The sequence below is a fragment of the Parapusillimonas granuli genome (assembly GCF_013416525.1).
GTDB lineage: Bacteria > Pseudomonadota > Gammaproteobacteria > Burkholderiales > Burkholderiaceae_B > Parapusillimonas > Parapusillimonas granuli.
Genome location: NZ_JACCEM010000010.1, coordinates 58,493 through 72,531, shown reverse-complemented (window position 1 = coordinate 72,531; position 14,039 = coordinate 58,493). Strand labels below are relative to the sequence as shown.

Below are 14,039 nucleotides of genomic sequence, written 5' to 3'. Positions count from 1 at the left end.
TTGATTCTCTCTATGTTTGCGTGCCTTGCTTGCCGAAGTAGAGCTCGGCCAGCACTTTGCTTTCGAGCAGCGTCTTGACGTCTCCGCGTTCCAGTATGCGCCCCTGGGCCATGAAGACGGCGCTGTTGCACAGGTCGCGGATGAAGGACACGTTGTGCTCGACCACGCACACCGCGCGGCCCGCCTGGGCTTCCTGGCGCACGATGTCGCGCATGGTCTCGTAGGCGCGGCCCTCGACCCCGGCCATGGGCTCGTCGAGCAGCAGGCAGGCGCCGTTGCTCATCAGGCCGCGCGCCAGCCCCACCAGCTTCTGCTGGCCGAAGGTGATGTCGTTGACGTTGGCCTGCGCGAGGTTCTGCAAGCCCATGCGGCCCAGGATGTCCATCGCCTGTTCCCGGGCGGCGCGCTCGGCCTGTCGGACGGTCAGGCCTTGAAAAATCAGGCGCATCAGGGATTCGCCGGGATAGTCGGAGGCGCCGATCATCAGGTTGTCGAGCACCGACATCGAGCCGAAAAGGCGCATGTGCTGCCAGGTGCGCGCCACGCCCAGGCGTGCGCGCTTGTACAGCGGCAGCCCGTCGATGCGGCGCTCGTTCAGCTCGACCGTGCCGGAGTCCATGGGCACGACCCCGGAGATCAGGTTGAACAGCGTGGTCTTGCCCGCGCCGTTGGGCCCGATCAGGCCGAGGATTTCGCCTCCGCGCACTTCCAGGTCGATGCCGTCGGCGACGACCACGCCGCCGAAGCGCTTGTTGACGCCTTTCAAGGTGAGTTTGTTTGTCATCGTTGCTCCGTATTCACCGTGGCTTTGCCGCGATCAGGCCTTGCGGACGCAAGAAGAGGAACAGGATCACCAGCAGCGTGAAGATGATGCCCTGCAGCGGCCCCATGACGGAGGACGGCAGGTTGAGAAAAGTGATGGCTTCGGGCAGGAGCAGCATCAGGACGGCCCCCACCACCGGGCCCCATACCGAGCCCATGCCGCCGACCACGACCATGGTCAGGATCATGCCCGACTGCAGGATCATGAACTGGTCCGGCGTGATGTACTGGTAGTAGTAGGCGTAGATGCCGCCGGCGATCCCGGCCACGCCCGATCCCAGGGCGAAGATGGCGATCTTCATGGTCATGGCGTGCCGGCCCAGGGCGGCGAACGCCAGCTCGTCGTCGCGCATGGCCTGGATCGCCCGGCCATAGGGGCCGCGCACCAGCGCGCGTATGAGCAGCACCACGACCAGCGCGGCAATGGCCGTGACGGCGGCGAACGTGCCCGTGCGGTGGTTTTCGATCACGTTGGGGATGCCGCCCAGGCCGCTGGCGCCGCCCAGGAACCCCAGGTTCTTGATGATTTCGATCAGGCCCAGCTGAAAGCCGATACTGGTGATCAGCAGGTAGTCGCCCGAAATCCTGAGCGAAGGGATGGACAGCATGAAGGAGCCGACCAGCGCCACGCCGCCGCCGGCGATCACCGCCAGGACGGGATGGACGCCGGTGGTCGTGCTGAGCACGCCGACGGTGTAGGCGCCGAGCGCGAAAAAGATGGGGTGGGCGATGCTGATCAGGCCGCCGTAGCCTATGATCAGATTGAAGCTGGAGCTCAGGATGACGTACAGTCCCACGAGCACCGATAATGCGACCAGATATTCCATGGTGTTGACTCCGTTCGGCCGGCCGCTCAGGCCTTGGCCGGCTGTGTGGGGGTGGCGGGGGCGGGGCGAGGCCGGCGCTTGAAGCTGACACCCTTGGGGAAGAACAGGATGGTGATGAACAGCAGCGCATACAGCACGACGCTCTGCCACGCGGACGGTATCACCAGGATGCTGAACGAACGCAGCAGCGTGAGCACGATGGCGGCGATGGCGGCGCCGAAGACATTGCCCATCCCGCCCAGCAGCGCGGCGATGACGGAGAAGATCATCATTTCCATGGGCGTGGTGGGCACCAGGGCGGCGCGCGTGCCGAACAGGTACATGCCGCCGCAGATCAGTATGGAAGCCACGACGAAGGTCAGGGCATAGACGCGCTTGATGTTGATGCCGTAGAGCCGCGACAGCTGCGGGTTGTCGGCGGCGGCCAGCATGTACTTGCCCTGGTTGGTGCGCATGAGCAGCACGTACAGGCCGGCCATCAGGACCAGGGTCGCGGCGATGGCGATCAGGTCGCGTTCGGTGATCATGATGCCGCCGACGATGTGGGCGGGCGAGATCAGCGAGGTCGCGAGCGACACGGGTTCGGTGCCGAAAATCATGGACAGCACGTATTGCACGAACTCGGAGACGATCATCGTGAAGATGAAGAAGGTCAGGCTGGGCGAATTGCGCCGGCGAAAAGTCTGCAGCCCGTAGATCTCGAGCGCCATGGCGGCGGCGATCGTGCATGCGAGGCCGATCGCGATCGATGCGTAGCCGGGCAGCCCCAGTTTGTGGACGGCGAAATACATGGCGTAGAAGGCGATGCCCATCATCCCGGCCTGGGCGAAGTTCCAGACCTTGACGACCTTCAGGACGAGCGCGAACGCGGCGGCGAACAGCACCGCGTAAGTGGACGTCGCCAGGCCGGTCCATAGTATCTGGAGCACGATTTGTGGATCGATCATATTCTTGTTCCAGGAAGCTGCGGCGGCAAGCGCGAGCTCATGCCGCCGCGTCGGGATTACTTGACGGTTGCGATCGGGGTGAACGCGCCGTTCTTCACTTCATACAGATAGACGGGCTTCTGGACGCGGTGGTCGGCGCCGACTTCCAGCAGGCCGGTCGTGGGCAGATCGAACTTGCGGATTTCGACCAGGGCCTTGCGCATGTTCTCGCCGGTCAGCGGCTGCCCCGTCTTGAGCAGGTGGCGGTAGAGATCGGCGACCAGGTAGGGCAGGTCGTACAGGTACTGGGTGTAGGGCAGGCCGTTGGGAATGCGCCCTTCCGTCGCTTTCCAGCGCTCCACGAACTTGGCGACCTGTTCGTTCTGTTCGGCCGACGGCGCCAGCGCAGACACGATCATGCCTTCGGCGGCCGCGCCCAGCTGTTCGAGCACCTTGGGGTTGTAGCCCGCGGAATAGGTGGAGACCTGCTGCTTCAGTCCCAGTTGGCGCATCTGCGCGATGACTTGCGGCAAGTCGGAAACCAGCCCCTGGATGTGCACGATGTCCGCATTGGCCGAGCGCACCTTGAGCAGCGCGCCGGTGAAGTCCGTGGATTGCGCGTCGTAGGCCTCGTAGGCCACGACCTTGCCGCCCAGTTCCTTGAAGGTGTCGCGGTAGATCTCGGCGCCTTCGACGCCGCTGTCGTTGTGGATGTAAAGGACCGCCGCACGTTCCTTCTTGAGCGTTTCGCGCGCATACTTGGCTTGCGCGCGGATGTCCACGTCGGCCAGCGGATAGGTGGTGTAGACATAGTCGCCCAGCTTGGCGATTTCCGGCGAATTGGCGCCGACGCTCAGTTCGAGCACCTTGCTGCGGTTGGAGACCGGCGCCACCGCCTTGACCACGGAGCTCCAGGCGGTGCCGTAGACGGGAACCTTCTCGACGTTGATCAGCCGGTTGACGGCGTTGATGCCCAGGCGCGGGTCGGCCTGCGTGTCGAGCAGGATCATTTCCAGGGGGCGCCCTTCGACGCCTCCCTTGGCGTTGATGTCCTGCACCGCCCATTGCGCGGCCTTGGCCTGGTCGGCGCCGAACAGGGCCTGGGAGCCGGTCAGCGGCATGGCCAGGCCGAAGCGCAGCGGTTCTTTGGATTGGGCGAGGGAAGTGCCTGCCAGGCCCACGGCCGAAGCGAGCACGGCGGCCGACATGATGAGGCGACGACGCATTGATTTCATGGTTGACTCCGTATGGAAATGGTCCGGAAAAGGCGCCGGGCTTAGCCGAGGGCCTGAAGTTTCTGCAGCAGTTCGTCTGCAGTGCCGACGTCGGCGTATTTCTCCGACATGTCGAAAAGGTTGACGGCATGGGACACCTGGCTGCGGTCGTAGACGCAGTCTTCCGGCACGAACACCTTGAAGTTCAGCGAGAAGGCGTCCACCACGCTGCCGCGCACGCAGCCGCTGGTGGTGCAGCCGGTGACGATCAGCGTGTCGGCGCCCAGGTCGATCAAGTGGCTGGCGAGGGCCGTGCCGAAGAAGGCGCTGGGGTGCTTCTTGGGCAGCAGGATGTCGCCTTCCCGGGGCGCCACTTCCTTGGGGAAATCGTAGCCGTGGGCCGGTATGTTCATGATGGCGGGCACTTTCTCGGCCAGGCGGCCGCCGTCGGTTCCCTTCTTGGGCGCAACGTGGGGATATAGCACCGGCCAGCCGCGCTCGCGGAAGACGGCGAGCACGCGCTGGATGTTGCCGATGGCCTTCCAGCCCACTTCGCCGCAGCTGGTGGGAAATTCCTTGATGGCTTCCCAGAACGGCTGGGGGGTCGTGCCGACGGTGCGGTATTGCACGTCGATGATGAGCAGGGCGGGGCGCTTGCCCAGCCCCGACGGGCGGCCGAAGCCCGCGGCCCGGTAAGCCCGTTGCTCTTCATCGCTGATGATGCCTTGCCAGGGTTTCATGTTTGCTCCAGATACAGAAATTAAACAGTGGTCTTGCGGGCGATGTATTCGCCGTAGCCGGCCCGGCCGGTGATCTTGCCGTCCTGCATGACGGTGGTGCCGCGCACGATGGTGCGCACGGGCCAGCCCTTGAGCGTCCAGCCGTCGTACAGGCTGTAGTCGGAATAAGACCCCAGCTCCTCGGCTTTCACCACCCGCTCTTTGCCCAGGTCGACCAGCGTGAGGTCGGCGTCGGCGCCGACGGCGATGCGGCCCTTCGTGGGTGAGAGGTCGAAGATGCGGGCCGGGGCGCGCGTCAGGACCTCGGCGATGCGCCGCAGGCTCAGGCGCCGTTTGTGATAGCCCTCGCTGAGCAGGACGGGCAGGATGGTGGCCGTTCCCGGAAACCCTTGCGATGCCAGCCACAGCGGGCGCTGCTTGGTGGCGAGCTTTCTGGGCACGTGGTCCGATGCGACCACGTCGATGCTGCCGTCGCGCAGGCCTTCCCACATGGCTTCCACGTCGTCGGCGGACCGGAAGGGGGGATTGGCCTTGCCCACCGAACCCAGGTCGGAGTCTTCGGTGTGGGTCAGGTAATGGGGGCAGGTCTCGACGTGCACGGCGCCGTAGCGCTTGCGCCAGCGGCGCACTTCATCCAGGGCCATGCGGGTGCTGAGGTGGGGAATGTAGATTTCCGCGCCCACGTGCTCGGCGAACAGCATGGCGCGCACGCAGCTTTCCGCTTCGGTGAACGGCGGCTTGGTGGCGGCCCAGTCTTTCAAGGTGCTGCCGTTCTGGGCCTGGATCTTGCGCCGCAGCCGGTTCACGATCTCGATGTTCTCGGTGTGGCAGACGATCTTGACGCCGCCGATGCGCGCCGATTCGGCCAGCATATCGTAGAAGTATCCGTCGTCCGTGCCGTCCAGGCCCAGGTAGCGCCCTTCTTCGCCGCGGAAGTTCATGAAGTACTTGAACGATGTGACGCCGTAGCGCTGCACGTATTCGCGCATCTGCTCGACGTGCAATTCGTTGGCCACGCTGAAATGGAAGCCGTAATCGACGTAGGCGCGGCTGCGCGCATAGCCTTGCTCGCGCTCATAGACGTCGGTATAGGCTTCGTTGTTCAGGAAGTAGCCCAGGATGGTGGTGAAGCCGCCCTGCGCCGCGTAAATGGTCTCGGTCTCGTATTCGGTGATCTTCTCGCCGAAGCCGAAGTGGACGTGCGCGTCGATGAGTCCCGGAAACACGTGCAGGCCGTCGGCGGCGACCTCGGCCAGGCCCTCGGCGACGGGCGTGCCCGGCGCCAGCAGGGCGGTGATCTTGCCGCCCTGTATCAACAGGTCCAGGCGTTCGCCTTCACGTTCCGCGTCGACGACGGTGCCGCCGCGCAATACAAAATCCGAGTGCATCAATTGTTCTCCGGTAAGACAGAATCCAGTTCGTCGAGGGTCGAGGGGCGCAGGCCGGGCTCGTCGAGGCGCAGCGCGCGCAGGCTGCTTTGCAGCCAGGCGCGCTCCAGCCCGACCCCTATGCAGATCACGCGCGAGCGGGGATCGGCGTCGGGCCAATCTGACAGATACTGGGGAGGGTGAAAGAATTCGCCTACGCCCTGGATGAAGGCGTAGGGATGGGAGGCGTCGGCGACGCGCAGCAGGCCCTTGCACCGCAAGAGGTCTTTGCCGTAGCGGCACACCAGCATGTGCCACCAGGCCGCGACGCCGGGCCAATGGATGGGGCCGTCGATGTAGAAGCTTTCGGTCCGTATCCGTTGATGATAGGCCTTGGCTTGGCCCAGGTACGCGTCACCGTCTTCGGCGCCGTCCCGGGCTGCGTCGGCCTGTTTGGCCAGCTTGCGGAAGGCGGCGAGCTGCCCGCCGGCTACATGGCCCGCCAAGGCGTCGGCCCGGGCTTGCTGCCGCCCCACCGAGGCGTCGCGCGGCAGCAGGGCTTCGGCTCCCTGGCCCGCGACGGCCTCCACGCATTCCGCCAGCGGATTGATCTGCCGGATGGCGTCATGGACGCATGCGCGCTGCTCGGGACCCGCCAGGTCGGACTTGGTGATGACGGCGAGTTCCGCGGCGGCGACCTGGCGCGCGCACTCCGGGTGTCTTTGCATCTGCTCGACGCCGTTCACGGCGTCGACCGTGACCACGACCTGGCTGAGATGGACGGCGTCGGTCAGGGCCTTGTCGCCGAGCAGGCTGTGCAGGATGGGCAGCGGTTCCGCCAGGCCGGTGGTTTCGATGACGATGCGCGTGAGCGCATAGCCATTGCGGCGGCTGTTGGCGATGAGGTCCAGCAGGGTTTCGCGCAGCGTGCCCGTGAGCGTGCAGCACAGGCAGCCCGATTCCAGCAGCAGCAGGTTTTCAGCGACTTCGGCCAGCACCAGCTGGTCTATTCCGATGTCGCCGACTTCATTGATGACCACCGCCGTGCCCCGCGCCTGCGGACTGCGCAGAAAGGCATTGAGCAGCGTGGTCTTGCCGCTGCCCAGAAAGCCCGTCAGGAGGACGCACTCGATTGCCGACATGGAAAAAACGTTCCTCTTTTACTACTTGGATTGTGCAGATCATTGTTACGCTGTACGATATCAGTTAACGCTGTTTAAAACAATGCTATTTGAGTATCGATTGGGATAACTAGGGTTTCTACCAATAAAACAGAATCTGAATCAATTTGTAGGCGGCGGGTCTGTACTGGGATAATCGACGCATGGATGAAAACGTAGAAATAAAGGCCGACATGCCGGGCGCGGACATCGTCGCCTTGGGGGAAAAGCCCAAAAAGCTCAATTCGGTGGAAGCGGTGAAGGTGGCGGTCCGCATCATGGACGAGCTCGCCCTGGCGCATCGCTCCATGGGCGTGACGGAACTGGCGGACGCGCTGGGCGAAACCAAGCCGCGCGTGCACCGGCATCTGTCCACGCTGAAGGAAATGGGCCTGATCGAACAGGACAACCAGACCGAGCGCTATCGCCTGGGCTGGCGGGTGTTCCAATTGGGCGAGGCCGCGGGCACCCAGTTCGACCTGCGCTCGCGCGCAGAGCCCTATTTGCTGCGCGTCCGCGATACGCTGCGCGAAACCGCCGTCCTGGCCGTGCCCATCAATGCACAGCCCATGGTCATTTCCACGGCGGACAACATCTACGCAAGAATCTGCATCAGCGTGAAGCCTGGCAATCGCCCGTTGCCGCATTGTTCGGCGGTGGGGCGCGTGACCCTGGCGTTCGCAAAGCCGGCGCAACAGGAAGAATTGCTCGCGCGCCCGCTGCTGCCCGAAACGGAACGATCCCTGGTGGACAAGGACGAGTTGCGCCAGCGCCTGGTGCTCATCCGGGAACAGATGTACGACGTATGCGACAGCGAAATGCTGCTGGGCGTGAACACGGTGGCCGTGCCCATATTCCGCGACGGCGACCGCCTGGCCGGCATTCTTGCCATCGTCGGCTCGATCCAGCATATCCCGTCGCCGCCGCTGCGCCAGCAGGTCGAGGTGCTGCAGGACTGCGCCGCCGAGCTTTCCGCGCAGCTGTCAGGCACGGCCTACGAGGTCTGGAAGGTGCGCAAGCAGGCGCGGCAGCGCATGGCCGAACTGCGCTGAGGAAGTCGAAAAAGCCCCCGCGCTGCGCCTTCGCTTGCTGCCCCCCAAGGGGACGTTTTTGCCTTGGGGCGGCCCGGCGGCAAAAAAAAGCCAGGCATAGCCTGGCTTTTCAATGCGTGCGCAACCGTTACTTGGCGGCTTGCACCATGTATTGGACGGCGGCTTTGATTTCGGCGTCGCTGGCTTGCGAACCGCCGCGGGGGGGCATGGCGCCCTTGCCGTTGATGGCGATGGACACCATGGTGTCCATGCCCTGGGCGATGAGCGGCGCCCAGGCGTTTTTGTCGCCCGTCTTGGGGGCGCCGGCTATGCCCGCGGCGTGGCAGGCGAAGCAAATCGTTTTGTAGAGCTGTTCGCCGGCGGGGTCGATGCTGGCGGATTCGGCTGCGGGCGCCGGCGCTGGGGCTGCGGGCGCCGCGGCTGCCGCGGTGTCGGCGGGAGCAGCCGGAGCGGCAGCTTGCGCCGGAGCGGCCGGAGCCGCCGCCTGGGGTGCCGCGGCTGCGGGTGCCGCCGGTGCGGCGGCCGCCTTGCCGTCGGCCGCCTGTTCGCCTTCGCCGGCAGCTTCCTTGGGTTCTTCGAACGACGCGCCGGACTGATTCGCGATGTAGACCACCGCACGGGCGACTTCGAAGTCGCTGAGCGCGGGGTTGCCGCCCTTGGGCGGCATGGCGCCTACGCCGTGTATGGCTTTTTGCAGCATGTCTTCATACCCCTTGGCGATGTATGGCGCCCAGGCGTCCTTGTCGCCCATTTTGGGGGCGCCGGCGACACCGGCGGCGTGGCAGGCGGTACAGGTGGATTCGTAGACCTGTTGCCCGGTTTTCACGACTTTGGGGGCGTTGGCGTCGACCAGGCTGAAGCCGGCCACGGGCTTGATGCGCGAAGCGATGGCTTCGTCCGTTTGGGCGTCGGAGCCCGCGCCGAGCTTCGAGGACGTGGCAACGAGGTTGACCAGTAGAAGGATGACGACGATCGGTACGATGAAAGCCAGGATTACGGTTACGATCAGCTGCTTGGGCGTTTTGATGAGACCCTCGTGCTCCTCGGTGGTCTCTTCGACGTGTTCTTTGGTGTTGTTCATAATCGAATCCTGCGTATTCCTATGCTGAGGGCGCCAAGGCCTGATGAAGTCTGCGTGATGTCTTCCGGTACAAAAGGGCCGGCGCATGCGTGAGCATGCCTGCTCTTGTCCCCTTCTGAATCTGCGATTATAACGACACTACCGGCGGAGTGCATATATACGGGCCATTCTCGCCCTGAAAGCCGCGCAAAGCCTTGCTGGGCGCCGCTTCAGAACATTTTCCGTAAACGCGCTACAATGATGGCCCCGCGCCCGTAGTTCAATGGATAGAATGAGAGTTTCCGAAGCTCTTGATACAGGTTCGATTCCTGTCGGGCGCGCCAAATCATCAAGGGCCGGGCCGCATATGCGGCCCGGCCCTTCATTCAAACAGCCCCTGGCATTCCCCTTACTTCAGCACCGCTTCCAGCGCAATGTCGAGCGTCACTTCGTCGCCCACGGCGGGGACGAACTTGCCGGCGTTGAACTCGCTGCGCTTGATGACGGCGGTCGCGTTGGCGCCGATCGCGTCTTTCTTCAGCATGGGATGCGGCTTGTTCACGAACGACGTGATGGTCAGCGTCAGCGGCTTGGTGACGCCTTTGATGGTGAGCTCGCCGTCGATGCTGACGGGCTTGCCGCCTTCGAACTTCACGCTCGATGACTTGAAGGTGGCGGTCGGATACGTACCCGTGTCCAGGAAGTCGGCGCCCTGGATATGCCCGTCGAAGGCCTCGACGCCGGTGTCGATGGATTTCATGTCGATCGTGACCTCGACCCGCCCGGTCTGGGCGTCCTTGTCGAAGACCACTTCGCCGGTCGTCTTGTTGAAGCGCAGTATCTGCTTGGACAAGCCCATGTGTTCGTATGAAAAGCGCGGGAAGGTGTGCGTGGAATCGATCACATAGGTCTGAGGCGCGGCAAAGGCGGTGCCGGCGACCAGGCTGGCGAAGGAGGCTGCGAGCAATGTTTTTTTCATATCCTTGTCCTTGTTGGAATAGATGAAATGATCAGGGCCCTGGATGGGCCCCGTGGCGATGGGCGACGCCCGCCTTACGGCTTGGCGACTACATGAAACTTGATTCGTATTTCGTTGGCGACGATGCCGAAGTCGCCCCAGGCGCCTTCACCGACGCCGAAATCGGCGCGCTTGAATTCGAAGGCGCCGTCGAAAACGGCGTTGCCGCCTTCTTCCTTGAAAGTGAAGGGGGCGCTGACATCCTGGGACTTGCCCTTGATGGACAGCGTGCCGCTGACCTGGTAGCGGTTGCCGCCCAGCGCTTCGACCTTGCTCGACGTGAACGAGGCAGCCGGGTGCGCACCGGTGTCCAGCCATTCGGGCTTGGCCAGTTCGGCGTTGGCTTCCTGATAGCCTGCGTCTATGCTGGACAAGGGAATGCGCGCCACGACGCGCGCCGTGTCGGGCGCGGCGGGGTCGAAGTGGAATTCGGGCACTTCCAGCTTGCCGAAGCCGCCTTCCATGCCCACGCTCATTTGGCTGTAGGCGAAGCCGACCTTGCTGGCGGCGGTGTCCACCTGCCGGTACTGGGCGGCGCCGGCGGGGCCGGCTGCCGCGAAGGCGAGGGCGGCCGCAAAGGCGCCGTTGCGCAGGAATGTCGTCATTTCACGCTCCGTTCGTTGGGGATTCGGTTCAGCGGGCTTATTTGGCGGCCCGCGGCAACATGCGGGACAGCACGTCGTCCCGGTCGATGAAGTGATGCTTCAGGGCGGCTCCCACATGGGCGGCGACCACGCACAGCAGGGTGTAGTTGAGCGTCACGTGGACGTCCCGCAGCAGGGCGCCCAGCGCCTTGTCCTTGGCGACGAGGTCGGGCAGGGGCAGCACGCCGAACCAGACCACCTGGAAGCCTTGCGCCGAGCTCATGAGCCAGCCGGTGAGGGGAATGGCCAGCATCAGGGCGTAGAGCGCCCAGTGGGCGGCTTGGGCGATGCCGCGCATGGCGGGCCGCATGGTTGCGGGCAGCGGCGGCGGGCGATGCGTGATGCGCCAGGCCAGGCGGCACAGGATCAGGAGGAAAAGGCTGACGCCCGCCCATTTATGCCAGGAATAAAGCTTGAGCTTGTTGGGCGACAGGGGCAGGTCGCTCATGTATACGCCGAGCGCGAAGGTGCCGATGATGCCCAGCGCCACGAGCCAGTGCAGGGAAATCGCCGTAAGACTATAACGTTGGTTCATGTTTGTTGTTTGAATAGTGGTCCATGCCGGCGGGCGCTCGGCCGATCGGGGCGCCCGCCCGCTTTCCGCGAGTGCCGAAGATTATATTGACCGTGAAATCAATTGATAAGTTCCCGCGCTAGGCTGCATCGTCCTAAAAACAGGACAATGCAGCGCGCCGCCGTCATGGCGGGGGGGGCGGCAAGCCGTGTTACAGGGCGGCGTGGTAGCGCGCGACGTAGCTGGAAAAATCTTCCCGGTCGCCGTCTTCCAGGGCTTTTTGGGCTGCGAACGATTCCAGCGCCATGCGCTGGTATTCTTGCGCGGCCCAGGGTTCGAGGGCGGCGGCGCGCAGCGCTTCGTGGTGGGCCAGGCTGAGCTCGAGCATGAAATCGTGCAGGCTCTTGCCTTGGTCGCGCAGGCGTTCGAGCAACTGGGCCGAGGGCGTCAGGCTCGAGTCTTTGGTCTTGCGGGCCTGGAAGGCGAGGGCGTCGGCGTATAACGTTCCGCCGCTGGCCTGGTCGAGCAGCCGCGCGTAGGGGGCGATGCCTTCCATCAGCTCGGCGCTCCATTCTTCCAGGCTCACGGGCTTGTTGCGCCGGATCAGCGTGAGGCCGGGCTTGCGGCCTTGCTTGACCACGTCGCCGAAATTGTCGTGGCTGTCGCGGCAGAAACCGTTGTTCGGAAACATGGGGCTTTCTTCGGCCGCGCAAAACAGCAGGAAGGCGTCCATGAAGCGGCTGGTGAGCGCGGAGATGCCGATGGGCGTATCGTGGTCGATGTCCAGGCAGCGCACTTCGATGTACTGCACGCCGCGGTTGCGCAGGGCGGTCGCCGGGCGTTCCCCGCGGCCCGTGCTGCGCTTGGGACGTATGTTGGAGTAGTACTCGTTTTCGATCTGCAGGATGTTCGTGTTCAGCTGTATCCATTCGCCGTTGCGATGCGTGCCGATGGCCTGGTAGTCGGGCCAGGGCGTCGTGACGGCGGTGTGCATGCGGGCCAGGAAGGTTTCCAGGTCGTTGTAGCAGAGCTGCAAATCGGACTGCGCCTTGTTCTGGTAGCCCAGGTCGCTCATGCGCAGGCTGGTCGCATGGGGCAGGTAGAGCGTGTCGCGATCGAACTCCTGCAAGGGATGCGGGCGGCCGCGCAGGAAGTTCTTGGACACCGCGGGCGAGGCGCCGAACAAGTACATCAGCAGCCAGGAATAGCGGGTGAAATTGCGTATGAGCGCCAGATAACCTTTCGAGGCCTGGTCGGCCGGCGTTGCGCCGTCGAAGCCGAGCAGGCTCCAGATTTCGGCGGGCAGGGAATAGTTGTAGTGCACGCCCGCGATGCATTGCATGGTCTTGCCATAGCGCTCGGCCAGTCCACGCCGGTACACGTGCTTGAGCATGCCGCTGTTCGAGGAACCATACCAGGCGATGGGAATGTCGGCTTCGGCCGGCAGTTCCGCCGGCATGGAATGGTTCCAGATCAGCTCGCCGTCCAGGTGCTGCGCCACGTAGCGGTGCGTGAGTTCGAGCTCGCCAAGCAGGCTTTCGGTACTATTGTGCGTGCCGGTGATGAGTTCGAGCAGGGCTTCGGAGTAATCCGTCGTGATGCGCGGGTGCGTCAGCGCCGAACCCAGCGCCCTGGGATGCGGCGTGGCTGCCAGCCGGCCGCGCTGGTCGACGCGCAGGCCTTCCTTTTCGATACCCCGCAGTATGCCTTCGAGTATGGACTGGTTGCGGCCGAGCAAGGCATGGCGTGGTTCACTGGAATTCATTGGGCGCGTCTTTGGATGAGTTCTTGTCGTTGGCGATTTTACCTGAGGTGTGGTCGTGGCACGTATCGTATTGATATGCTTGATGGCGGTCTTGGCGGCGGGGTGCTCGCCAAGCTATAACTGGCGCGAAATGTCGGTGGCCGGGGGCGCCGTGAGGGCGATTTTTCCGGACAAGCCGGCAACGGTGGAACGCGAGCTGGAATTCCAGGGCCGCCAAGTGGCCTTCAGCATGACGAGCGCCTCGGTGGGCGGGGGCATGTTCACCGTGGCGTATGCGGCCCTGCCCGGCAGTGCGACGGCGGACGCATCCGCGCGCGTGGCGTTCGCCCAGGCCGTCATGCGGTCTCTTTACCGCAACCTTGGCGCCGCGGAACCCGAGCCGCTGCCGGCATTCGGCGAAACATTCGTGATCGAGGGTAAGTCTTCGAAGGGAGCCCTGCGGCTGAAGGGCAGGGTGTGGCTGACCGACCAGGCATTGGTGGAGGGCCTGGTGACGGCGGTTCCCGATGATTTTCCTGGACCGGAAGCCGACGAATTCCTGAAAGGCGTGGCGGTGGGGCGTTAGGCAGGCATAGCAGGCCGGCTTGCAGGGCGACCGTGATGGCGGCCTGCCGCCCATGAACGCCCAGCTTCTTGCAGGCGTTGTGAATGTGAAAATTGACGGTGCGTTCCGTCAGCCCCAGTATCATGCCCACTTCCCAGCTCGTCTTGCCTTGGGCGGCCCATTGCAGGCAGGACAACTCCCTTTTGGTCAACGGCTTCATGCGCTTCCCTCTGTCGTGAGTCGGTCTGATTACATTTTTTGATCGAATGTATCAACTTTTCACGTCATCGCCAACCCGATGCGGACAAATGCAACCGCGACGGCCGTAGGGTCGCTTTCGCGGCCGTCGGGCCGGGGTGGTAATATATCGCTTCTGTCAGAGCGCC

Annotated in this window: 14 protein-coding genes, 1 tRNA gene and 1 pseudogene; 3 read left to right on the top strand and 13 right to left on the bottom strand. The window is 64.0% G+C overall.

The genetic code is table 11. The features are described 5' to 3' along the window. Positions 1-10: 10 nt before the first annotated feature. From H0A72_RS17840 to H0A72_RS17810, 7 genes are read right to left on the bottom strand one after another with little or no spacing between them, the layout of a single operon-like run. Complete coding sequence (locus tag H0A72_RS17840) at positions 11-784, bottom strand: ABC transporter ATP-binding protein (RefSeq protein WP_180157810.1); 774 nt, start codon at positions 782-784, stop codon at positions 11-13. A gap of 13 nt (positions 785-797) precedes the next feature. After that, entirely contained in the window at positions 798-1,649 is an 852-nt protein-coding gene (locus H0A72_RS17835; protein ID WP_180157808.1) for a branched-chain amino acid ABC transporter permease, read from the bottom strand. 26 nt (positions 1,650-1,675) lie between these two features. Continuing rightward, positions 1,676-2,596: a branched-chain amino acid ABC transporter permease gene (locus H0A72_RS17830; protein ID WP_180157806.1), complete on the bottom strand. Its 921-nt coding sequence runs from the start codon at positions 2,594-2,596 to the stop codon at positions 1,676-1,678. Positions 2,597-2,652: 56 nt separating this feature from the next. Continuing rightward, entirely contained in the window at positions 2,653-3,810 is a 1,158-nt protein-coding gene (locus tag H0A72_RS17825; RefSeq protein ID WP_180157804.1) for an ABC transporter substrate-binding protein, read from the bottom strand. 41 nt (positions 3,811-3,851) lie between these two features. Continuing rightward, positions 3,852-4,529 carry an isochorismatase family protein gene (locus tag H0A72_RS17820; RefSeq protein WP_180157802.1) on the bottom strand — a complete coding sequence of 226 codons (678 nt, stop codon included), beginning with the start codon at positions 4,527-4,529 and terminating at the stop codon, positions 3,852-3,854. Positions 4,530-4,549: 20 nt separating this feature from the next. Next, positions 4,550-5,917 carry a dihydroorotase gene (locus tag H0A72_RS17815; protein WP_180157800.1) on the bottom strand — a complete coding sequence of 456 codons (1,368 nt, stop codon included), beginning with the start codon at positions 5,915-5,917 and terminating at the stop codon, positions 4,550-4,552. Then, positions 5,917-7,038 (bottom strand): CobW family GTP-binding protein, encoded by a 1,122-nt coding sequence (locus tag H0A72_RS17810; RefSeq protein WP_180157798.1) that lies wholly within the window; start codon positions 7,036-7,038, stop codon positions 5,917-5,919. Before H0A72_RS17810 ends, H0A72_RS17815 begins: the two co-directional genes overlap by 1 nt. Before the next feature lie 182 nt (positions 7,039-7,220). Here H0A72_RS17810 and H0A72_RS17805 point away from each other — a divergent pair, with 182 nt between their 5' ends. Then, positions 7,221-8,108 carry an IclR family transcriptional regulator gene (locus H0A72_RS17805; RefSeq protein WP_180157796.1) on the top strand — a complete coding sequence of 296 codons (888 nt, stop codon included), beginning with the start codon at positions 7,221-7,223 and terminating at the stop codon, positions 8,106-8,108. Positions 8,109-8,235: 127 nt separating this feature from the next. Here the strand turns inward: H0A72_RS17805 and H0A72_RS17800 are convergent, their stop codons facing one another. Beyond that, positions 8,236-9,189 (bottom strand): c-type cytochrome, encoded by a 954-nt coding sequence (locus H0A72_RS17800; RefSeq protein WP_180157794.1) that lies wholly within the window; start codon positions 9,187-9,189, stop codon positions 8,236-8,238. A 248-nt stretch (positions 9,190-9,437) separates the two neighbouring features. Here H0A72_RS17800 and H0A72_RS17795 point away from each other — a divergent pair. After that, positions 9,438-9,512, top strand: a tRNA-Arg gene (locus tag H0A72_RS17795). A gap of 65 nt (positions 9,513-9,577) precedes the next feature. Here the strand turns inward: H0A72_RS17795 and H0A72_RS17790 are convergent. From H0A72_RS17790 to gshA, 4 genes are all read right to left on the bottom strand, one after another. Next, the gene (locus H0A72_RS17790) at positions 9,578-10,147 is read right to left on the bottom strand and encodes a YceI family protein (RefSeq protein ID WP_180157792.1); all 570 of its coding nucleotides are present in this window, start codon (positions 10,145-10,147) and stop codon (positions 9,578-9,580) included. Between the two features lie 74 nt (positions 10,148-10,221). Further along, positions 10,222-10,791, bottom strand: a complete 570-nt coding sequence (locus tag H0A72_RS17785) for a YceI family protein (protein WP_180157790.1) — start codon at positions 10,789-10,791, stop codon at positions 10,222-10,224. Between the two features lie 37 nt (positions 10,792-10,828). Continuing rightward, the gene (locus H0A72_RS17780; protein WP_180157788.1) at positions 10,829-11,365 is read right to left on the bottom strand and encodes a cytochrome b; all 537 of its coding nucleotides are present in this window, start codon (positions 11,363-11,365) and stop codon (positions 10,829-10,831) included. A 190-nt stretch (positions 11,366-11,555) separates the two neighbouring features. After that, positions 11,556-13,109 carry a glutamate--cysteine ligase gene (gene gshA / locus H0A72_RS17775; RefSeq protein WP_180157786.1) on the bottom strand — a complete coding sequence of 518 codons (1,554 nt, stop codon included), beginning with the start codon at positions 13,107-13,109 and terminating at the stop codon, positions 11,556-11,558. Positions 13,110-13,164: 55 nt separating this feature from the next. Between gshA and H0A72_RS22455 the strand changes: the two genes are divergently transcribed. Next, entirely contained in the window at positions 13,165-13,674 is a 510-nt protein-coding gene (locus tag H0A72_RS22455) for a hypothetical protein (RefSeq protein WP_246436985.1), read from the top strand. Positions 13,675-13,759: 85 nt separating this feature from the next. Here the strand turns inward: H0A72_RS22455 and H0A72_RS22450 are convergent. Then, positions 13,760-13,873: pseudogene (locus H0A72_RS22450) on the bottom strand (helix-turn-helix domain-containing protein); the annotation flags it as partial. Between the last annotated feature and the right edge of the window lie 166 nt (positions 13,874-14,039).